We start from the raw sequence: 22007 nt of genomic DNA, 5'->3' as shown, positions 1-22007 counted from the left end.
AGGAAGAAGCGGGAGCAGGGGTGTGTTATACAAGCGATAAGCCGCACGTAGAATAACACACCCCTCTACCCCCTCTCAAGAGGGGAATCGCACAATCCCACGCTTTTGAGGAGCTTTTTACTTTAAGTTAACGGCTATGGCGAAAGACGCCTGAACTTGCCACTATACATTAGAATGCAACGGCCCTCTTTTTGGAGAGGAACTTTAAAATATTGAAAAAGGAATTTGCTCATGAAGAAAATATTACCCTTAATCATCCTAACCGCCATCGGTTTTGTAAGCCGTGCTCAGAAACTTCCGCCTGTTTTTGATGCCAAACGATCTGCCGAAGCGCAATCAACGGAAACAGTACGTAAATATCTGTCACCGGTGCGCGTACTTTGGAAATCGCCTGATGCAGCAACGAATATTATCAACGCCGAAAAATTGCTGAAGCAAGGTACAGGACAAGCAGATCTTTCTGGGAATGATTTGTGCATTATGCAAAGTAATGAGAAAGGCAAACCTGGTTTACTGCTTGATTTTGGCAAAGAGCTTCATGGCGGTTTGCAATTGGTAACCGATCAGTCAAGAGGGGGGAAACCGGTTAGGGTGCGTATCCGTTTTGGTGAATCGGCCAGCGAGGCCATGTCGAACATAGATACTATAAAAGGCGCAACAAATGACCACGCCATGCGTGATATGATAGTTTCCCTGCCATGGTTGGGCAAGCTGGAAATTGGCAATACAGGTTTTCGTTTCGTGCGGATAGACCTGGTGGACGATAATAGCCAGTTAAAACTGAAAGAAGCACGCGCCATTTTCATTTACCGCGATATTCCGTATCTGGGCTCATTTAAATGCAGCGATACCCTGCTCAATAAAATCTGGCTTACAGGAGCTTATACGGTGCACCTCAACATGCAGGATTACCTTTGGGATGGCATCAAACGCGACAGGCTGGTTTGGGTAGGGGATATGCATCCCGAAACATCAACAATAGCTGCTGTATTTGGCGATAACCCGGTGGTAACAAAAAGCCTTGACCTGGCCCGCAACATTACGCCGCTGCCCGGATATATGAACGGTATGGTATCTTATTCCATGTGGTGGATCCTGATTCAGCGCGATTGGTATATGCACACCGGTAACTTAGAATATCTGCAGCAGCAAAAGCCTTATTTAATAAAACTGTTAAATCAGTATGCTGTACAGGTTGATGCAAACGGCAGCGAAAAGCTGGATGGTGCGGGCAGGTTTTTAGACTGGCCATCAAGCGAAAATAAGCCTGCAATTCATGCTGGCTTGCAAGCCATGCTGGTAATGACCCTGAATGCAGGTGCCGAACTTAGCAAAATACTTGGCGATCCTGTAACAGCCCGGAAATGTGAAGCCGCCATTGCCAAACTTAAAACCAATGTACCGGACGCTAACGGTTCAAAACAAGCCGCCGCTTTATTGGGCTTATCGGGCTTGTTACCTGCTCAAAAGGCAAATGACATCCTTTCGGCAGGAGGGGTACATGATTACTCCACTTTTTTTGGGTACTATATGCTGCTGGCCAAAGCTAAGGCCGGCGATTACCAGGGAAGCATTGACGCTATCCGGAACTTTTGGGGGCCGATGCTAAACCTGGGTGCCACTACTTTTTGGGAAGATTTTAATATTGACTGGTTACCCAACGCTTCGCGGATAGATGAGTTAGTACCCGGTGGGAAAAAAGATATCCATGGCGATTATGGTGCTTACTGTTATAAAGGTTTCAGGCATAGCCTGTCGCATGGCTGGGCATCGGGGCCAACGCCATGGCTTACCGAGTATGTATTAGGCGTGAAAGTGATTGTTCCAGGCTGCAAAGTAATTAAGATTGAGCCTCATTTGGGTGACCTTAGTTTTGTTGAGGGCACGTATCCAACCCCGTATGGTATTGTGAAAATCAAACATATTAAACAGGCTAACGGAAAAATTAAATCGACAATTAATGCGCCTGCCGGAGTTAAAGTGATTCAGTAAGCTTTACCGTTGTGGCTGGCAAAACCGTAAAGTGTTACCATCTGTATCGGTTATATAAAATTCGCGCGTTCCCCAGCTTTGGTCGGTAGGCCCCTGGTGAACGGGTGAATTTTCTTTTCCGGACACATCTAATCCGCGTGAAACATAATATTTAAACCGGCTGTCCACATCATCAACCCAAACATTTACCACAGATCCGAACAGGCGGTCGTTTTCAAACATGGTGAGTTGTAACTCGCCAAATTCACTTACCAGGTCAACTACGCCGTCATCAGCCGTGGCCTCGGGGTATTTAAGCTTGAAATCAAGTACGTTGGTGTAAAAACCAACGGCCTGCAGCAAGTTCCGGCATTTAAAAAGCGGGATCATTTTCATCATTGATATTTTTTTAAAGGTAGCTGTAAATTTAATCAGCTGAAATATTGAATGCTGATCCTTAACACGATTGGATTTTTCATTGTTGCCAAACAAATTTGTTACCCCGCTATTATTATTAAAGCACTATCTTGGTGTAATTATAAACTGCTATATCTATGTCAGTAAAAAAGCCATGCACTCCCACCGGCGAGGGCGAAGATATTACTAACGGAACACGACGTGATTTCCTTAAGCAGACATCGTTGTTAACGGCTATTGCTTTAGCGCCGGGCACAGTAGTTAAAGCTGCAGAACAGCAATGGGACGAGAAACTTGCCGGTGTTTTTGAAAAACAAACACTGCACCTGGAGGTAAATGGAGTAAAACATGAACTTGCCGTTGAGCCGCGGGTAACACTACTGGATGTATTGCGCGAAAACCTGGATTTGACAGGTACCAAAAAAGGGTGCGACCGTGGCCAGTGCGGTGCCTGTACGGTGCATGTAAACGGTGTAAGGATCAATTCATGCCTGAGCCTGGCTTTAACCAATGATGGTAAAAAGATAACCACCATTGAAGGCCTCGCCAAAGGCGACGAGCTGCATCCCATGCAGGAAGCTTTTATTAACCATGATGGTTTTCAATGCGGGTATTGCACATCCGGACAGATCATGTCGGCGGTAGCTTTACTGAAGGAGGGGCATGCTGGTTCTGAAACGGAGATCAGGGAGTTTATGAGCGGTAACATTTGCCGTTGCGGGGCTTATCCTAATATTGTTAAAGCTATTCAGGAAGTTAAGGGAGGTACAGTATGAACCAGTTTCAATATACCAGGCCAGCCGAAACAACTGCGGCCGTTAAGTTATTAAGTAAAGAGCCCAATAGTCATTTTTTGGCGGGGGGAACCAATTTGATCGATATGATGAAGATGGGGTTGGTGGTGCCTGATAAGCTGATCGATATAAACCGGCTCCCGCTTAAAAAGATAGAAAAAGCTGCTGCAGGCATACATATAGGTGCATTAGCAACCAATAGCGAAGTTGCCGAACATGATTATATCAAAACGCAGTACCCGCTGCTGGCGCTGGCTATTAACGCAGGTGCTTCGCCGCAATTGCGCAATATGGCCACTGTTGGCGGCAACCTGATGCAACGCACGCGTTGCCCTTACTTTTTTGATACGGCAATGCCCTGTAACAAACGCACGCCCGGAAGTGGTTGTGGTGCCATGGATGGTATTAACCGGATGCACGCCCTTTTTGGCGCAAGCGATAAATGTATAGCAGTTAACCCCAGCGATATGAACGTAGGGCTGGCTGCTTTGGATGCCACCATCCATGTAACCGGAGCAAAAGGCATGCGCACTATTAAGATCGCTGATTTTCATCGCTTACCAGGCGATCATCCCGAACGTGACAATACGCTGCATAAAGGTGAACTGATAACTTCGGTTGAGCTGCCTGTTGCGTCATCTGCTTATAACAAGCATGTTTACTATTTAAAAATCCGCGACCGCACATCATATGCGTTTGCCCTGGTTTCGGTGGCTGCTGCCTTGCATATCGAAAATAATACCATAGTTGGCGCACGAATGGCCATGGGTGGTGTTGCCCATAAGCCGTGGCGTTTAGCAACTGCCGAAGCATTTTTGAAAGGTAAGGCTGTTAATGAGGATAATTTTAAACAAGCCGCACAAATTGCCATGCAGGGGGCTAAAGCCTATGAATATAATAAGTTTAAATTAAAGCTTGCACCTAATGCCATTGTGCAGTCGTTAAAAATGGCTACAGGCCTGGTATCATAATTAACAATTATTTAGCTGATAGATATTAAACACTGATCTTCATGAAAAAAGACGCAATTGGCGATCCGTTAAGCCGTGTAGATGGCCGGTTAAAAGTAACCGGCAAGGCTAAATACAGCGGCGAATATAAAGTGCCTAATCTTACTTACGGGGTATTGGTTTCTGCAACCATAGCATCCGGTACAGTAACTGCGCTTGATACCAGGGCTGCCGAGCGCGCGCCGGGTGTACTGGCAGTGATTACGCCATTTAATGCACCCCCGGTCCCCGGTTACCAGGCAAATGCCGAGCGGCCCGTGCGGGGGCTGAAGTTATTTAATGATAATAAGATCTACTTTAATGCACAACCGATAGCGCTTGTAGTTGCCGATACCTTTGAACGGGCCACCTATGCAGCCAGTTTGGTTAAAGCAACTTACAATGCAGAGCCTTTTGAAACTGATTTTCATAAAAATATAGATAAGGGGGTAACCCCGCAAAAAGGAAATTATAAAGATTATGTGCGTGGCGAAGTCAATGCTTACAAGAATGCCCCGGTAATGGTTGAGGAGGAGTATATGCTTCCTTCCGAAATGCATAATCCTATGGAACTTCATGTTACCACTGCCTATTGGGAAGGTGATGATAAGGTTACACTGTACACCAAATCGCAGGGGGTAAAAGGCTCACAGCGGTCTGTTGCTGCGGCATTCGGGCTTAACCCCGATAATGTGCAGATCAACTCAAGGTTTGTTGGAGGTGCTTTTGGCTCGTCGTTGCGCACCTGGCCGCATGAGATTGCAGCTGCACAGGCTGCTAAACTGGTAAAGCGCCCGGTTAAACTTACACTTACCCGCGAACAAATGTTCACACAGGTAGGTTATCGCCCTTTAACTATCCAAAAAATAGGTTTAGGTGCCACTGCCGATGGTAAACTGATTGGTATTACCCATGAATCGCACTCGCAAACTGCCGTTTATGAAGAGTTTACCGAAGGTGCAGTAAATGTATCGCAGTTTTTATACAATAGCCCTAACGTTAATACGCTTTACAAGGTTGTGCCTTTAAATGTGGGCGTGCCTGCACCTATGCGCGGTCCGGGAGAGGCTACCGGTTCTTTTGCGCTTGAATCGGCGTTGGATGAGTTATCTTATAAACTTAATCTCGATCCGATTGAATTAAGACTGAGAAATTATACCGAAACCGATCCTGAACGCAACAAGCCATGGTCCAGCAAATACCTGAAAGAATGTTACCAGAAAGGGGCGGAGGCAATTGGCTGGTTTGATAGAAAAGCACAGCCGGGCACAAATAAAGACGGCGAATGGCTGGTTGGCTATGGGATAGGCTGCGGCGCTTTTGGTGCATACCGCGGTAATGCTATGGCCAAAATAAAGTTAACTGCCGATGGCAACGTGAACATTCAAAGCGCTACCAGCGATATTGGTCCGGGTACCGGAACGTCAATGGTGCTGATAGCTGCCGATACATTGGGTATCCCTGCTGATAAAGTTACTTTTGAGCTGGGCAATTCGGCATTTCCTAATGCGCCAACACAGGGAGGCTCGGCAACGGTATCATCTGTTGGTTCGGCGGTACATGATGTGTGCGTGGCATTAAAGCAAAAGTTGTACACCATGGCCGGTAAAGCTGCTGATAGCACCGATCCTATCGACTATGTGGCCGTATTGAAACAAAGCAATGTTCCCTCGGTTGAGCTTACCCAGGAATCAAAAGGTAATCCCGAAGCGCAAAAATATTCCATGTATTCCTTTTCGGCTCATTTTGCTAAGGTTCATGTACACCCGCTTACCGGTCAGGTAAGGATTAAAAAGATCGTAGCCTGTGTTGATGCCGGTAAAATAGTGAACCATAAAACCGCCAGCAGCCAGATGATTGGCGGTGCAGTTGGCGGCGTGGGCATGGCCATGACCGAAGAAGCTATTTTCGATGATCGGTATGGCCGGTACATTAATGGTAACTTTGCTGATTATCACGTACCTGTTAATGCCGATATCCAGCAGATCGAAGCTATATTTATCGATAAGCCCGACCCGGTTTTAAATCCTGTAGGCACTAAGGGTATCGGTGAGATCTCGTTAATAGGAGTAGCCCCTGCCCTTGCAAATGCTATTTATAACGCCACAGGTAAAAGGATAAGGGAGCTGCCTATAACGCCGGATAAACTGATATAAACTGTACTGTTGCTGATGAAAGAGATTATAGATATAGTTGCCGCTTTTGACGAGGCAAATGCGTTGGGTAAAAAAACAGCCTTGGCTACCGTTGTGCTGGTAGAGGGCTCTGCCTATCGCCGGGCTGGTGCGCGGATGCTCATTACTGAAGACGGGCAACTAACCGGTGCCATCAGCGGCGGATGTTTGGAAGGCGATGCCCTGCGCAAAGCACGTTTGGTGATCCTGCAGCAACAGCCCACGCTGGTTACCTATGATACCACCGATGATGACGATGCGAAACTTGGGGTAGGGCTGGGCTGTAACGGCATTATCCATATCCTTATTGAACCCATAACCAACGATGCTAATAATCCCGTTAGCCTGTTAAAAAATATCATCGACAGCGGCCGGCATGCTGTACTTGCTACCGTTTTTTCTCTTAATGACAAAAAAGCACCCCAGCCTGGTACTTGCCTGTGCCTGACTGAGGATAAACTTACAGTAAATTGTCCTGAGTACCTGCAACACCAAACTGCTTTAATAACCGACGCCGAAAGGGTACTGGAGCAGCAGCGATCAGAAATAATGGTTTATCAGGCCAATGTTCAATACACTGTATTTGTAGAATATATTAAACCTGTAATTTCACTGGTAATTGTAGGTGCCGGGAATGATGCCATTCCGTTAACGCGGTTAGCGGCGGTTTTAGGCTGGAATATTACGGTAATAGATGGCAGGCCTAACTATGCCGTTAAACAGCGTTTTCCATTTGCTCAAAATGTTATAACCGCCAAAGCTGCCGAGGTATTAACGCATATCCAGTTTGATGACCGCACGGCCATTGTTATGATGACCCATAATTATAATTATGAAATAGCCCTGCTTAAAGAATTATTGCCAATTTCATTGCCTTATATAGGCGTACTCGGCCCTAAAAAGAAGCTGGAGCGTATGCTGGCAGAAATTGAAGATACAGGTATAGCAATAAACGAAGAGCTACTGAACAACATTTATGGCCCTGTGGGGTTAGATATAGGCGCTGAAGGAGCCGAAGAGATAGCTTTATCTATAGTATCTGAAGTTAAAGCTGTGTTATCAGCACGTCAGGGTTATTCGTTGAAATATAAGCCGGTACCTATTCATACATCTCATCTTAAGTATCTGGCTAAATAGCAATTTGGTTTAGCAACATTTGTTAGCTGCATAATTTGCTTTTTTTTGCAAGGTGCTTGCATTTGCTTTAGGTATTTAGCTGAAACCGTCATTTAAATTTGGTATTTGTCATACCGAAATCATTAATTATCCCCACCGTAAAAATCAACTCAAACATCAGGTTTTTTAATCCTTTTTAACCGGTTATACTTTGCAGTTTTGTGTTGCAAAAGCGCGGTAAAGTATCTTTAAATTGCTCTTTTTTTAAGTGTGTATTAATTACACTAAGATGAGCGTATTTTACATAAATACCGCTATATTTATGGTAGAAAGAGAGGCAAATAAAGCCGGAGTAATTTCTTTCAGATCGAGCCTGACCCTGCTTTAACTGCCGAAAAATGGTTATAAACATTAAACATCATGACAAGTATAACACCCAGCAGCGGCAAAAAAAAGATAGTAATAGTTGGTGGCGGTTTTGCCGGGCTCAACATTGCACAGCAGCTCTATAAAAATAAGTATTATGAAGTGACCCTGGTTGATAAAAATAACTATAATTATTTTACACCGCTGCTTTACCAGGTAGCAACCAGTTTCCTTGAGCCATCAAGTATCAGCTACCCGTTCCGTAAGCTTTTCAGAAACAAAGGGTTGAGTTTTCGTATGGCGGCCGTTACCAAGGTTGATCCTGTTGCAAAGATCGTTTACTTAAATGACGGTGAACTATCCTATGATTACCTCATTTTTGCCGCCGGTGCCAGTACAAACTTTTACGGTATTGAAAGCATCAAACAAAATGCAATTTCCCTTAAAGAAATTGATGATGCGCTTTATATGCGTAACAGCCTGATCAAAACAATTGAAAAGGCTGCAATTACTACCGATTCGGTTGAACGTCAAAAACTTTTAACCATAGTAGTTGCTGGTGGCGGGCCAACCGGCGTTGAAGTAGCAGGCATGCTTGCCGAAATGAAGAACTATATCCTGAAAAGAGATTACCCTGAGCTAATGAATGCCAGAGGCAAAATTTATATAGTTGACGGCGGCCCCAATTTGCTTGCTCCAATGAGTGATAAAACCCATAAGGAAACCCGCCAGGCACTGATTGAGTTAGGGGTTGAAGTGAAATTAAACGCGCGTGTAAGTGATTTCAGCAATGGCGTGGTAACTTTTGCCAATGGCGAAACACTTGAAGCCAAAACCCTCATTTGGGCTGCCGGTATCATAGCAAACACCTTTGAAGGTATCCCTGCAAGTAGTTTAGGCATTGGCCGCCGTATGATAACCGATGAGTACAACCGGGTTAAAGACCTTGAAGATATATATGCCATAGGCGATATTAGTGTTCAAATAACCGATCCGGTATACCCTCAGGGCCACCCGCAATTGGCGCAGGTTGCTATACAAATGGGGCGCAATACCGCTAAAAACTTCATGGCCATGGCCAAAGGCAAGGCTATAAAGCCATTTAAATACTTTGACAGGGGCGATATGGCTATTGTTGGCAGGCACAATGCTGTTGTTGACCTGTTTAAACATAAGGTACATTTGAGCGGCTTTGCTGCTTTATTTGTATGGTTATTTATTCACCTGATATCATTGGTGAATTATAATAATAAAGTTAAAACGTTGTATAACTGGGCCGTGGCCTTTTTAACAAGAGATCAGGCGCTAAGGATGATATTCAGAGGTGGAGAAAACCGGATGGATTATTAATTATTTTATTTAATAATAATATTTATTGTTAGGTATTAAAACCCGGTTTGCTTATTACATTTGTTTCCGGAAAGGGGGCAGGGCCTTGTACAGGTTACTGCCCTTTTTGTTGGGCGAAATTATGTGTGATACTAAATTATAGTTGTTTGCCTGCTAACTAAAATAGCAGTAACTTAAGTTTGCTGTTTATATACGGAACCTTGCCTTTTATATACATGAAAGTTGTTTTTATTAACGGTTTGATTTTACGCTCGGCTGCTTTGTCATACAAACAAAAGCTCAGTAAAAATAACTTGCTTATATTATGGAATAACAGGTTAATAAAGGAAAGTATTTATATAGCAAGCAAGTCGCTTTATAATGAGCTCGACGCGCTGTTTTCAAATGATCAGCAAGCGCATGCTAAAGAAACCCAATTAATTTCAAGCTTTTATAAATATATGGCCCGTATGACAAACCGGGCTACACCGTTTGGTTTGTTTGCAGGTTGTTCATCAGTTTACTGGGGCCAGGCTAACAAAGTAAAGCTATCGGCAAAATTCAGGAAATATGCGGTGCCCGATGCTGTGGTGAGTTTTTCGCTTGCCCGGCAAATTGAAAATGCCAATCAATTATCGGCAGGATATAAGCTTAATAATACGCTTTATAAAGTTGGCGGCGATTGGCGTTTTATTACCTATCAAACAGTTGATGATCAGCGGGTTTATCAGGTTAGTGCTATTGCCTGTAATGAAGTGCTTGATGATGTGATTGCTGTTGCCGGCGAAAAAGTTTGGAATAAACTTCAGTTACTTGAAGAATTTCCGGATTTTGAAACAGATGATTTTCTTTCTTTTATTGATGACCTTATTGAGGGGCAGTTATTTAAACCTGCATTTGAACCGGCAATAGGATATGACTTTCCGCTGTTTTTGCAAAAAACAGATGATGCAGATTTAAGCGATACTGTAAACCAATTAATTGGTTTGCTTACTGAAATTAATGCTGATGGTGCCGAAAATTCAAATTGGTTTTCCTTTTATGCTGCTATTGAGCAAATTGCCAATTATATAACCGGCAGGGAACTAAAAGATCAGGTACACATAACCAGGTTTAACCAACTGGAAGACCGGCAACTTAACCAGGCCTTACAATTAAAAATAACTAAAAGTATTATTTTACTTAATAACCTTTGTACCCCAATATCTAATAAAAGGATTGAGCAGTTTAAAGGCAGGTTCAGAAAAAGGTATGAAGAACAAAGCGTGCCGCTGCTGGAGGCATTTGATACTGATACAGGCATTGAGTATGGGCAATGGTTTGAGCATGAAACCCTTTTTACGGAAGGCCTGTATAGCACCAGCGAAGCCGCGCCTTCACTGGTAGATTACACTGAGATAGATTTTAAGATGCTCAACCTGTTAAACCATGCTAAAATTGAAAAGCAATACAAGGTGGTTTTGCCCGATAATTTCATAAAGGAGCGCAGTACCGATAATTTGCCGTTTTCCATGTGCGCGCTTTTTCAGCTTTTTGAAAATGATGTGTTATATCTTGAAAAGGTAACAGGCCCGGGTGCATTAACCATGATTGCGCGGTTTGCAGCGGGTGATACCGAAATATATGAAACAGGTTTGGCGATAGCTGCAAAGGAAACGGCCAATTGCCCCGAAGCCATGTTTGCCGAAGTAATTCACATGCCCGAAGAAAGGATGCTGAATGTTATGATGCATCCAACGTTCTGGCCTCATGAACTGGCTTATATTGATGATGCCAAGGGCAGTTCGGTTTTGAAGCTTGATGATATTTATATAAAGCTTGAGCAAGGTGTGTTTAAATTGTTTTCAAAAAAACACCAGCGGGAGGTGATTCCGCGGTTAAGCAGTGCTTATAACTATAACAGGTCACAACATCCTATTTACACTTTTTTGTGCGATATCCAGCACCAGCGGGGCAATGGCGGTTTAAGTTTTAACTGGGGGGCCTTATCAACCGATTTTGTATTTTTTCCGCGTGTTGAAACCAGCTTTGGCGTTATCCTGCACAGGGCAACATGGAAATTTACGCCTGCTATATTAGCCGAGCTTTGTAAAGCCGAAAAATCTATCGATAAATTTGGCGATTTGTTTAGCAGTTTCAGGATTGAGTGGTTGCTGCCGGATAAGTTTTATATTATAAAAGGCGATAACGAATTACTGATAGATACAGCAAATGAAATTAGTATACAGGTGCTTGCAAAGGAAATTGCAAGGCAGCTGCCAGTTTTGACCTTGTCTGAATGTATTCACTTTGAGCATGAGGCCATTGTAAAGGATGCGGACGGCGCTCCTTACATGCACCAGTTTGTTGCACCCTTTCATTTCGACCGGCCTTTGAGGCCCCAGTATTTTCAATATATTGAGAATACTCTTCAGCGTAATTTTTTCCCGGGCAGTGAATGGTTGTTTATAAAGCTATACTTAAGCAGTAATATTGCTAATGAAGTACTGTTAAAGCTTGATGAGCTGTTAAACTATTCGGGAGCTGTTAAAATAAAGCAATGGTTTTTTATCAGGTACAATGATCCCGATAATCATATCCGGGTTAGGATTAACTTGCTTAGTGAGATTGATTTTCAGGACGTTTACATGGCTGTACGCGAAGTATTGTCGCCATTTTTGATAAGCGGGCAGGTTCATGTGGTACAACTTGATACCTATGTGAGGGAGCTTGAACGCTATGGCCAACAGATTGAACAGGCCGAAGGCCTTTTCTGTATTGAAACCTCGTTTTGCTGTAATGTATTCAGGTTGCTTGAAAGTAACCGCTACGATACTGAAGACTGGCTCCTGATATTTTGGCTGATCAAAGATTACTTAAACATGATGAGTACAGATATAAATGATCAGCTGCAATTTGTTGAAAGACAGCAAGCTTACTTTTTTGCCGAATTTGATGATAAGGCAGTTAAAATACAGATTGATCAATTATACCGAAAATATCATGGCAGTTTAAATAGCCTGCTTTTGGCATATGATGATTTGCTTCAGCAAAAAAGAAAACAGGTACAACTGCTATTGCAAAGATACAGTATCAACTGGAATGCGAAGTTTTTGAGCAGTGTGATCCACATGGCAGTTAACCGCTATTTCAGTAACCGGCAGCGCCTGCATGAATATATCCTGTACGGTTTGCTGCTAAAATTCCTTAAATCAGAAAAAGCCCGCAAAGGCAAAGCATAACTTATTTAAACATTTTATTATTAAGCAAGGCAAAAAAACTGTCGCGGTAAGTAACCCCTATGGGTATTTTTTCTTTGATCTTATCAAAGATCACCATATTGCCATCAATGGCTTTAATGCGTTTTAAAGCAATAATATATGATTTATGGGTTCGTGCAAAATTTTCCTGGGGCAGGGTATCAACCAGGGTTTTCATGCTTACCAGCGAGATATGCCTTTCAGTTTCTGTAAAAACCGAACAGTAGTTTTTAAGTCCTTCTATATAAATGATATCCTCAAAATTAATGCGTACAATTTTGCCGTGGTCGGTTTTTAAATAAAATGAGTCGGGCTTAGGCTGCAGGTCAATTACCGGCGCAGGCTTGTTTACCGAAAGCAGTATGAGTTTATCAAGGGCTTTTTGTGAAGCCTGTAAAAACCTGTCGAAGGCGAAGGGTTTAAGCAGATAGTCAAGCACGTTGTTCTCAAACCCAGCCAGCGCAAATTCACTAAAGGCAGAGGTTATGATGATCTCAGTACTTTTGGGGAGCATTTTTATCAGATCGATACCAGAAAGTTCGGGCATATTTATATCAAGAAAAATAAGATCGGTTGCCGATTCTTTTAAATATAATAAAGCCTCAATAGGATTTGTAAACGTTTCGGTAAGATTAATAAAGGGCACTTTTGATATAAAATCGCTTAGAATATCAATGGCATAAGGCTCATCCTCAACTATAATACAATTAATTACTTTCATGATATTTTAAAGGCATAGTAAGTTTACATTCATAACTGTTATGCGTTTCATCTATTAATAGTTCATACCCATCCGCGCCATACTCATCTGTTAACCTTTCGCGAATGTAATTTAACCCTATCCCGTTGGATTGTACTTTGTTAACGCTGTTATTGTTTTTATAATTAAGCGAATAAAAGTGCAGTTTCCCGTCTTTAACAGCAATACTCAAAGTTGCTTCTTTTGTGCTTTGATTAAAAATACCATGCTTAAACATGTTTTCGATGAGGGTAATTAAAACCAACGACACAACCTTATACGAAATGTTACCGGTTTCGATACTTATCGTCATAAAAAAAGCCTTGCTGCGGCTTTCATGAATTTTTATAAAATCTTTAATGTAGGCCAGTTCATTTTCAAGACTGCTGAAACCATCCTCATTTTTTGTTAAGGCATACCTCATAATGTTCGACAGCGTAATGATCGACTGTCCAACTTCGGGGAGTTTTTTATAGGTTTCGGCATATAAAAACCCGAGGGTATTAAACACGAAATGAGGGTTGATTTGCGATTTAATAACATTCAATTCGGCCTGAAGCGCTTTTTTCTCAAGTATTTGTTGCTGCTCAACCATATGGGCCGCTTCCCGTTCTTTTTGAATCACTTCTTTGGCAAAACCATAAGCTGCGCCCATCCCCCCAAAATAAAATGTCCGTACAACCAGGGCCATCCTGCGATAAGGGGTTGCATGCGCCTTAAAACTGACATTTAAAATGATAGCATCGCCCAGGATCTTAACAAAAACAGTTATCGCAACAATAACTGAGGCGGCAACTAATATTGCCAATACCATCACAAAGATGTTCTTTATCCTTTTTGTTAAATACCTGATACACCGCCAAAAGTTATAAAATACCAGCGCGTTGATGATGAACGAGTAGACGGTGCCCAAAATTTCTGGGGGCTGCCTGGCGTAAAGAACCAACGCCTCTTCATAAAGTATATAAATAAGCCAGAAAAGCACATGCCAGCTTACTGTTTTTAACCGGGTATTATTTAACGTAAAACTTAAACTCATAATTTTTTTGTCCCTGCGTATAGCGGTTTTGGTCATTCAGAACGGGGCATTGGTACTAAAATTTTCCTCTCCAGACGTGCATTAGCCACATTTATTTCAATTAACGGCTAATCAACATCCATTTAGTAACCAATAAAAATTAAAATTATGAAAAATCATAACAAAGCCTCGCTACCAAAAATTCAAATTAAACAAGTACAGGTTTTAAACAGGGCAGTAAATAACCAATCTGTTAAAAATGTTACTCCTACATATCCAACTACAGATACAATGGCCACTACAACGGGCTTTTAATCTGTTTAGTTGCGGGAATGTAATGTATGTGCATTAATAGTTATAGCTAACAGCAATTATAATGAAAACAGCAAAGCTTTCCGGGCAGTATAAATTTTCGTCGGGCCTGGTGCTCAGGTTTCCTTCTTTTAATTGTGTAAAGCCAATTGATAAGGAAGTTATTAAGCAGTTTGCTAAAGATGAACTGTTTATGCAGGCACTTTGGCTCACGTCTAAGGATTTATACGATGCGGTTTTGCATATAGATGACATTAGCGAAGCAAAGAAAAGGGAGAAGCTTGAAATAACCCTTGCCAAATTTATCAACAGAAGCGCAACCGGCACAAGCCCATTGGGGTTATTTGCCGGTTGCGCTCCCGTTAGCTGGGGCGATACTACAGATTTGCAGCTTGGTATTGAATACCTGTATGTAAGGCTCAATGTGGCGGCAGCAATTAATATAAACCGTCATTTAACAAATGATGGGGCTATACGCAACATGTTAAGCTTTAGTGTTAGTAAAACGCTGTATGCTTTTAACGGGGCCTATCGCAAAATTGATCATCAGGCTTTAAATCATGGTAAATATAAAGCATCGCCGGTAAGGACATCTGACGAGCTGCGGGAGGTTATCAGGTTTTGCGAAAGTAGCAGGCCATATAGTTCAATAAGTTCATTTATAGTGCAAGCCCTTGGAAAAAAAGAGGAAGATGCTGCCATTTTTTTGAACAAACTTATTGAAGACAGGATTTTGTGGAGCGAGCTTGAACCCCGTGCCGATGGCGAAGAATACCTTGACCATACCATTGGGATTTTTGCCCGGTTAGCAAATAAGAGCATAACAGCGCAAAGCTATTTATCAAAACTAAATGCCATTAAGCAGGTGCTGAGCAGCACTGATAGTGTAATTATAAAAAATAACAAGGTTGCTATGATTTTGAAAGATTTGACAGGTGAGGCCTCACAGGGGACGCTGTTGCAGGTTGATTATTTTAGACAGGGAGCTTCAGCTACGCTTGATAAAGCATATGCTGATAAATTGCTTGATGCAATTGATATGCTTAACCGGATCAGCCCCAGGTATCAAAGCGAAAATTTAAAAACCTTTATAAAGCGTTTCAGCGACCGCTATCATGAGCAGGAAATCCCGCTAAAGGATGTGCTTGATCCTGAAAAAGGCATTGGCTACCCGGTAAAGCGTTATTCGGAGCCGGCTGGTTCTAAAACAGATGATAAGGATCCGCAATATACCAGTGCTGTAAAATGGCTTATCGGGCAGATTGTCAATAATCCGGGACAGGATATCATTAATATAGAAAAGTCGCAGTTTGACAATATTAAGATCAATGACGACGAATTGCCGCCGAGTTTTTCGGTAGTTTTCCGCGTTTCGGGCCATAATGACCCTTTACTTTATCTTGAACATTGCGGTTGGCCTGCGGGTACTGTGATGCTTGGCCGGTTGGCCAGTAATGAAAGTAATTTTGGCCAAATCCTGAATGAGATTTCAGAAACTGAAGCACGTGTGTATGAACCGGCAATAGTTGCCGAAATTGTACACACTCCGGATGATTGCCTGGGGAACTTTACTTCTGGTCCCTACAGAAACCACCAGTTGCAAACACTGGCAAATGGGGCCGGCCAGGAAGTTAATTTAACAGATTTACTGGTGTCTGTTAAAGGGAACAACGTTATACTGCGCTCTGCCAAACTGGGCAAACGGATCATCCCCCGTTTAAATACTGCATATAATTATGGCATGACAGCCTTAACTGCATACCAGTTTCTGGCCGATTTGCAATGCCAGGATTCAAAATATCAACTTGGTTTTAACCTGGATATTTTACCCGAACTTGGAGTGACTAAAACCCCGAGGGTTGTGTACGAAGGCGTAATATTAGCTTTAAAAACATGGTACATGACCAATGCCAATTTACAACAACTGTTAAAAGAGCTGGCTGTTGATTATGATGAGGCATGGGGCCGTTTTGTTAAATATTGGGATTTACCCGAAGCATTTGTTTTTACAGATACCGACAATGAATTGGTAGTACACACCGCCAGCAGGCTTGAGGTTGCTGCCTGGCTATCATCCTGCAAAAAAAAGAAGGAGATTATTTTAAAGGAATATATAGGCGAACGCAATAATATTGTTCTTAAAAAGAAGGATGAAAAGCTTATCGGTAACCAGTTTGTTGCTGTTTTAAAGCGGGGTGAAAAAGCCCCCGGTACATATGCGGGCATGGTGCCGCTTAGTACAAATGCGGCCAAACGCCAGTTTTTTCCGGGCGATGAATGGCTGTATGTGAAACTATATTGCGGCGTTAATACTGCCGAGCAAATAATTGGAAATGAGCTGATACAGCTAAGCAAAAAGCTTTATCATGAAGACCTGATAGACCAGTGGTTTTATATACGGTATGCCGACCCTGAGCCTCATGTACGTTTTAGGGTGCACCTGGCTTCGGTATTTGCACTGGGCAGGGTAATTCAAAGTATTAATAATACATTTTCGGCTCTCATTAAATCTAAACAGATTTGGAAAGTACAGTTTGATACCTACGAGCGCGAGCTGGAGCGGTATGGAGAAGCATCAATTGAGCTTGTTGAGCAATTGTTTTTTAACGATAGCCTTGCTATAGCCAGCCTCATATCAAGAGCCGATATGACCGAAAATTTTGAAGAGGCAAGGTGGCTTTGGGGCCTATTGTCAATTGACAGGCTTTTGAATGATTTTGACTTCCATCTTACGCAAAAAGTGGAGTTTATGGAATTGCTTGCGGCATCGTCACATACAGATATTAATGATGAAAACCTGTTTTCTAAACAACTCACATTTAAGTACAGGCATTACCGTAACAAAGTTGAAGGGCTTTTTGCCGAAGGCGCTGTAATCATAGGCGACGATTTGCTGCGGTACCGGAGTTTAAATAACAGGCCGGCAACCTTACTGATTGCTGAACTTGTTTCATCAGGCACTGTACCGCTGGATCTGTACCTGCTTTTGGTAAGCCTTGTGCAAATGAGTATGAACCGCCTGTTTAAGATCAGGCAGCAGGTTCACGAATTAGGTGTATATGATTTTCTGCTGCTTTATTATAAATCTGTATTGCAAAATAAGGAAGCGGACTATGCAACCAAATATGTTGCCGGAGCTGCAGGTGAATAAATAGCAAGCAGGCCATAGCTGCAAATAATAAATAACTTAACAATACTTAACCTTCCCTACACAAATCGCATTAAGCTTTCTTTTAATAGAAAGCTTTTTGTTTTTCTGAAGATTTGCATTAGTTATTCTTAATAAAAGTTTAACAGAAATTCGGTTATCCCGACAATATTATAAATGTATTTTTGATGCTGCAATTGCCCCGGATTTTACTGGCAAATTTTATAATATGGAAAGAAGATCAGCATTAAAAAATATAGGCGGCCTGCTATTGGCACCCTCACTGGCCCTTGGCAAAACAACTGTACCAGCAAAGCCATCGCTGCGGATAGCCCATATTACCGATGTACACCTAAAAGATAAGTTTGATGCGCCGGCCAGGTTTACCCGGTGCCTGCACCACCTGCAGCAGCAGTCACCCAAAGTTGATATGGTGTTAAACGGGGGGGATATTGTTTTTGACATGAACAAGGAAAACATTGGCACCATTAATGACCAATGGAAGCTGGTGCAAAACATTATGAAAAATGAATGCAGCCTGCCTGTGCATTATTGTTTAGGTAACCATGATATCTGGTGGTATGAAGATGACAAGGGACAGGCCATCTACGGAAAAAAATACGCCCTTGATAAGCTGCAGCTTGTAAAGCCCTATTACAGCATGGTTAAAAATGGCTGGAAGATCATAGCGCTTGACAGCGTGCATTTAGATATTGATAATACCTGGTACATAGGTAAGCTTGGCGATGAGCAACTTAACTGGCTTAGTGACGAGTTAAAAGCTACTGATGCCAATATGCCGGTAATGGTTATGTCGCACATACCAATACTTACTGCTTTATTGATGATAGAGGATGATATTGTAAACAAGTGGACAATGCTTGGCGGCGATATGCATACCGATACCGCTAAGATCATCAACCTGTTTTACCAACACCCCAACGTAAAACTATGCCTGAGCGGGCACTTGCACATGCGCGATAAGGTAGTTTATAACAATGTTACCTATTTGTGCAATGGCGCTGTTTCCGGAGCATGGTGGGAGGGCAACCGCCGCGAAACAGCACCAGGCTATGGTTTAATTGATCTGTATGCCGATGGTACCTTCGAAGAGAAATACGTAAACTATTAAAATAAAAAAGGGGCGGACTAAATCAAGTAGCCCGCCCCATAGCATATATATGTTGGTTGTTTAGAGCTGGAGAATACTTTTAAACTTATCGGCGTAATCGTTAAGCTGTGCAAGTAACCTGCCGCTTAACTCCTTTTGATTACTGTTATGTGTAACGGCAACCATGTTATTCAACAACGACATGCTGATCTGTACGTCGCGCGGGCTTAATCTGCCTGTATCCTTTTGCAATTGGTGATAATTGTAATCAAGCTTATCGGTCAGATAGCCGTTAACACTTTTGATGAGCTTATCGCCCAGTTTAGGATAATCAAGCTTATAGGAAGTATCAGCCATGGTTATTTTGCTTTGTACTGCCATGAAGTTAGGGTTAATATCGGGCATCACCTCTTCATATTTATGCAGCGCGTTAAGGGCAAGCTTTGGATGGCCATCTTTTAACAACCCTGCCGACAGATCGGAAAAAGTTGATACCAACTGCGGATAAAATACCTGGGTTGACTGCTGATCGAGATATCTGGCTGTTTTAAAATTGCCGAACTTAAATTTGTTCATTACGTTGCTGTACATCACCAGGCTGTTTGTTTTTGAAAGCTGGTCGGCCAGGGATGAATCAGTTTTGAAAGGCAGTAAACGGTAGGCAAAACCTTCCTGGTACAAATAAGGCTGCAAACCTATCATGCTTGACGGACTGATAGAGGTTGTAAAGCAAATAGGGCGTTTCCAATCGTTGTGGGCTAATATATCGATCATTGCAAGGTTTTCTTTGGTGATATACGCCGGTGGAAACTTCCATTTTATGGTATCCGTAAGCAAGCCTTTTTGTTCGGGCGTGATGACCTTGTTTTTCATCACATCGTTTGCATTAACTGCCAGTTTGAAGTTTTTAGTTGGTAAATAGTTTTCGGTAGTTCCGTTGGTGTATTCAACGTGTGTGCGTTTATCATCTGAGGTAATAAAATCAAATATATCCTTCACATCTGTATAGCCGGGTATTTTAGCATCATTATACCTGATCACGTCGCGGGTACCCAATTTGTATTTATCAAAGTTCATGGTTATGGGCAGGGCATCGGCCTGGTTTATTTTGCGCTGCATTTGCCTTACCGACCAGTCGGCACTTAGCAGGCTCAGGTTCACAATGCGCACATCGGGGCGAATGTTTTCAACTTCCTGATCATACCATAGCGAGTACGTGTCATTATCTCCCAAATCAAATAAAATGGCATTTTTAGGGCAGGACATCAGGTAGTTGTAAGCCATATCATGCGCCGCCATTTTGGTTGAGCGGTCGTGGTTTTTCCACTCTTTACTGGCCAGCAAAACAGGGCCAATAATGGTGCAGATAACAAAGGCACCAATTGTTGCAAACCGCGGGTTGATCTTTTTGGGTATCAGGTCAATCAGTGCGATTAACCCCAACCCAATCCAAATGGCGAAGGCATAAAACGAACCGACATAGGAATAATCACGTTCGCGCGGTTGCACTGATGGCTGATTAACATATAAAACAATTGCCAGGCCGGTAAAAAAGAATAGCAGTGTGATCACTAAAGCGTCCTTTTTCCTTTTCTTGAAATGGTAAAGCATTCCCAGTAAACCAACAACTAAAGGCAGGGCGTAAAGCGGCGTATAAGTAACGTTGTTTAATATGAATTTTGGTGTATTAGCAGTATTGTTGAACAAACCCGATGTCCAGTTGCCGCCAATACCGTTCATGTTGGTTTGCCCTTCCATATCGTCGTCGCTGTAGCGGCCAACAAAGTTCCACATAAAATAGCGCCAGTACATCTGGTACATTTGCCAGCTGAACATCCACCTTAAATTATCCGAAAAGGTAGGGGCTGCATTGTCGCTCATTTGAAGCCAATCGCGGTAAAACTGAGCGTCCTGGGCATAGGTAGTATTCTCTTCTGTCGACCACATGCGGGGTAAAATGCTGGTGTGGTCATAAATATAATTAGGCTTGTTGTAGGCTACCTCATACTGCTTTTTGCCTTTGCGGTAAAGTGGTGTGCCGTCGGTAACGTCGGTTATTTTGGCATCAAATAAGGGGCCTTTAAGCAAAGGTGTTTCGCCGTACTGGGTGCGGTTAAGATATTCATACATGGTAAAGGCATCGCTTGGGTGCGAGTTGTTGAGGTTGGTGCCTGCCGATGCCCTGATAGGGATATAAACAAAGGAACTGTAACCAAAGTAAACAAATACAATGCAAAGCAAGCTTACATTTAAAAAGTGTTTCTGCTTGCGGATGCTGTAGCGGATACCGGCAATAAGTAAGCCGATGATCAGCAAGAAAAAGAACAACGCGCCGCTGCCAAAGCCAAGGCCGAGGCTGTTCACAAAATACAGATCAAACCGGGCGGCGAGCCCTATAGTGTACCCCCTGATTCCAAACTGTACAAAAGCCAAAATCAAAATGCTGATGGCGAATGCTAAAAGGCCGCTTTTAACATTGATGTTTTTGTGCCTGCGGAAATAATAAACCATTACCAAAGCCGGTATGGTTAATAAATTAAGCAGGTGAATACCAATAGAGAGGCCTATTACATAAGCTATAAAAACCAGCCACCTGTCGGCGCGAGGTTCATCGGCAACGGCATCCCATTTTAAAATGGCCCAGAATACCAAAGCGGTACACAATGATGACCATGCAAAAACGATAGTTTCAACTGCCGAAAACCAAAACGTATCGGTAAAGGTAAATGCGAGGGCGCCGGTTAAACCGGCACCCATTATTTGTAAGGTTTGGGTTTTGTTAACAGGGGTATGTTTTATAGCAAGCAATTTTTTGGCAAGGGCGGTTATGCTCCAAAATAAAAACATGATTGTAGCACCGCTGGCCAATGCCGAGCCAAGGTTAGTGAAGTAGGCAACTTTTGTGCTATCGCCCATAGAAAGCAGGGAGAAAGCTTTGCCTATCATGGCAAAAAGCGGATAGCCGGGTTGATGAGATACCTGGAGTTTATAGGCGCAGGAAATAAATTCGCCGCAATCCCAAAAACTTACAGATGGCTCTAAAGTAAGTATGTAAGTTAAGGATGCAAGGGTAAAACAAAGCCAGCCTAAAAGGTTGTTGATCTTGTTGTAGCTCATGATAAAGTGTAAAAGTTTTTTCAAATAGTTAACACTAAATTAAGGCTTGAAAGTGGTAACGTGTTGAAATTTAACACTTTTAACATTTGTTAACACTTGGAGAGGCGAAGTGTTAAATGGATGTTAAAACAAACCCTTCCCTTAAATATACGTTAAGCTTTAGTTGT

14 protein-coding genes are annotated in these 22007 nt (G+C 42.5%); 10 read left to right on the top strand and 4 right to left on the bottom strand.

The genetic code is table 11. The features are described 5' to 3' along the window. Positions 1-231: 231 nt before the first annotated feature. Positions 232-1992 carry an alpha-L-rhamnosidase C-terminal domain-containing protein gene (locus MTO98_RS22375; protein WP_243481202.1) on the top strand — a complete coding sequence of 587 codons (1761 nt, stop codon included), beginning with the start codon at positions 232-234 and terminating at the stop codon, positions 1990-1992. Positions 1993-1995: 3 nt separating this feature from the next. Here the strand turns inward: MTO98_RS22375 and MTO98_RS22370 are convergent, their stop codons facing one another. Beyond that, positions 1996-2370 carry a VOC family protein gene (locus tag MTO98_RS22370; RefSeq protein WP_243481201.1) on the bottom strand — a complete coding sequence of 125 codons (375 nt, stop codon included), beginning with the start codon at positions 2368-2370 and terminating at the stop codon, positions 1996-1998. Between the two features lie 155 nt (positions 2371-2525). On the opposite strand from MTO98_RS22370, the gene MTO98_RS22365 reads away from it, so the two are divergent. From MTO98_RS22365 to MTO98_RS22340, 6 genes are all read left to right on the top strand, one after another. Continuing rightward, positions 2526-3164 carry a (2Fe-2S)-binding protein gene (locus tag MTO98_RS22365; protein WP_243481200.1) on the top strand — a complete coding sequence of 213 codons (639 nt, stop codon included), beginning with the start codon at positions 2526-2528 and terminating at the stop codon, positions 3162-3164. Beyond that, on the top strand, positions 3161-4153 hold the full coding sequence (locus MTO98_RS22360) for a xanthine dehydrogenase family protein subunit M (protein ID WP_243481199.1): 993 nt from the start codon (positions 3161-3163) through the stop codon (positions 4151-4153). Before MTO98_RS22365 ends, MTO98_RS22360 begins: the two co-directional genes overlap by 4 nt. A 41-nt stretch (positions 4154-4194) precedes the next feature. Further along, a complete protein-coding gene (locus tag MTO98_RS22355) occupies positions 4195-6327 on the top strand; it encodes a xanthine dehydrogenase family protein molybdopterin-binding subunit (RefSeq protein WP_243481198.1) in 2133 nt (710 codons plus the stop codon). Between the two features lie 15 nt (positions 6328-6342). Beyond that, positions 6343-7482, top strand: coding sequence for an XdhC family protein (locus MTO98_RS22350; RefSeq protein ID WP_243481197.1), 1140 nt, complete (start codon positions 6343-6345; stop codon positions 7480-7482). A 399-nt stretch (positions 7483-7881) separates the two neighbouring features. Beyond that, entirely contained in the window at positions 7882-9177 is a 1296-nt protein-coding gene (locus MTO98_RS22345) for an NAD(P)/FAD-dependent oxidoreductase (RefSeq protein WP_243481196.1), read from the top strand. A 215-nt stretch (positions 9178-9392) separates the two neighbouring features. Continuing rightward, positions 9393-12377 (top strand): lantibiotic dehydratase, encoded by a 2985-nt coding sequence (locus MTO98_RS22340; RefSeq protein ID WP_243481195.1) that lies wholly within the window; start codon positions 9393-9395, stop codon positions 12375-12377. Position 12378: 1 nt separating this feature from the next. Here the strand turns inward: MTO98_RS22340 and MTO98_RS22335 are convergent, their stop codons facing one another. Then, positions 12379-13116, bottom strand: a complete 738-nt coding sequence (locus tag MTO98_RS22335) for a LytTR family DNA-binding domain-containing protein (RefSeq protein ID WP_243481194.1) — start codon at positions 13114-13116, stop codon at positions 12379-12381. Continuing rightward, positions 13103-14173 carry a sensor histidine kinase gene (locus MTO98_RS22330; RefSeq protein ID WP_243481193.1) on the bottom strand — a complete coding sequence of 357 codons (1071 nt, stop codon included), beginning with the start codon at positions 14171-14173 and terminating at the stop codon, positions 13103-13105. Before MTO98_RS22330 ends, MTO98_RS22335 begins: the two co-directional genes overlap by 14 nt. Positions 14174-14320: 147 nt before the next feature. On the opposite strand from MTO98_RS22330, the gene MTO98_RS22325 reads away from it, so the two are divergent. The 3 genes from MTO98_RS22325 to MTO98_RS22315 all read left to right on the top strand — a co-directional run bounded on the left by MTO98_RS22325 (position 14321) and on the right by MTO98_RS22315 (position 18744). After that, positions 14321-14467 (top strand): hypothetical protein, encoded by a 147-nt coding sequence (locus MTO98_RS22325; RefSeq protein ID WP_243481192.1) that lies wholly within the window; start codon positions 14321-14323, stop codon positions 14465-14467. A 61-nt stretch (positions 14468-14528) separates the two neighbouring features. After that, positions 14529-17615, top strand: a complete 3087-nt coding sequence (locus MTO98_RS22320) for a lantibiotic dehydratase (RefSeq protein WP_243481191.1) — start codon at positions 14529-14531, stop codon at positions 17613-17615. 226 nt (positions 17616-17841) lie between these two features. Next, positions 17842-18744, top strand: coding sequence for a metallophosphoesterase (locus MTO98_RS22315; RefSeq protein ID WP_243481190.1), 903 nt, complete (start codon positions 17842-17844; stop codon positions 18742-18744). Positions 18745-18804: 60 nt separating this feature from the next. Here MTO98_RS22315 and MTO98_RS22310 read toward each other — a convergent pair whose 3' ends face one another. After that, a complete protein-coding gene (locus tag MTO98_RS22310) occupies positions 18805-21864 on the bottom strand; it encodes a DUF2723 domain-containing protein (RefSeq protein WP_243481189.1) in 3060 nt (1019 codons plus the stop codon). Positions 21865-22007: the final 143 nt, after the last annotated feature.

Source organism: Mucilaginibacter sp. SMC90, assembly GCF_022811725.1.
Lineage (GTDB): Bacteria > Bacteroidota > Bacteroidia > Sphingobacteriales > Sphingobacteriaceae > Mucilaginibacter.
The sequence above is the reverse complement of the archived record's forward strand: the minus strand, read 5'-3'. Positions and strand labels throughout refer to the sequence as shown.

Excerpts from the sequence above, each read along its gene's own strand:
- MTO98_RS22335 (WP_243481194.1), bottom strand. The coding sequence starts at position 13,116 with ATGAAAGTAATTAATTGTATTATAGTTGAGGATGAGCCTTATGCCATT.
- MTO98_RS22355 (WP_243481198.1), top strand. The coding sequence starts at position 4,195 with ATGAAAAAAGACGCAATTGGCGATCCGTTAAGCCGTGTAGATGGCCGG.
- MTO98_RS22320 (WP_243481191.1), top strand. The coding sequence starts at position 14,529 with ATGAAAACAGCAAAGCTTTCCGGGCAGTATAAATTTTCGTCGGGCCTG.
- MTO98_RS22350 (WP_243481197.1), top strand. The coding sequence starts at position 6,343 with ATGAAAGAGATTATAGATATAGTTGCCGCTTTTGACGAGGCAAATGCG.
- MTO98_RS22330 (WP_243481193.1), bottom strand. The coding sequence starts at position 14,173 with ATGAGTTTAAGTTTTACGTTAAATAATACCCGGTTAAAAACAGTAAGC.
- MTO98_RS22345 (WP_243481196.1), top strand. The coding sequence starts at position 7,882 with ATGACAAGTATAACACCCAGCAGCGGCAAAAAAAAGATAGTAATAGTT.
- MTO98_RS22325 (WP_243481192.1), top strand. The coding sequence starts at position 14,321 with ATGAAAAATCATAACAAAGCCTCGCTACCAAAAATTCAAATTAAACAA.
- MTO98_RS22370 (WP_243481201.1), bottom strand. The coding sequence starts at position 2,370 with ATGATGAAAATGATCCCGCTTTTTAAATGCCGGAACTTGCTGCAGGCC.
- MTO98_RS22365 (WP_243481200.1), top strand. The coding sequence starts at position 2,526 with ATGTCAGTAAAAAAGCCATGCACTCCCACCGGCGAGGGCGAAGATATT.
- MTO98_RS22340 (WP_243481195.1), top strand. The coding sequence starts at position 9,393 with ATGAAAGTTGTTTTTATTAACGGTTTGATTTTACGCTCGGCTGCTTTG.
- MTO98_RS22360 (WP_243481199.1), top strand. The coding sequence starts at position 3,161 with ATGAACCAGTTTCAATATACCAGGCCAGCCGAAACAACTGCGGCCGTT.
- MTO98_RS22315 (WP_243481190.1), top strand. The coding sequence starts at position 17,842 with ATGGAAAGAAGATCAGCATTAAAAAATATAGGCGGCCTGCTATTGGCA.
- MTO98_RS22375 (WP_243481202.1), top strand. The coding sequence starts at position 232 with ATGAAGAAAATATTACCCTTAATCATCCTAACCGCCATCGGTTTTGTA.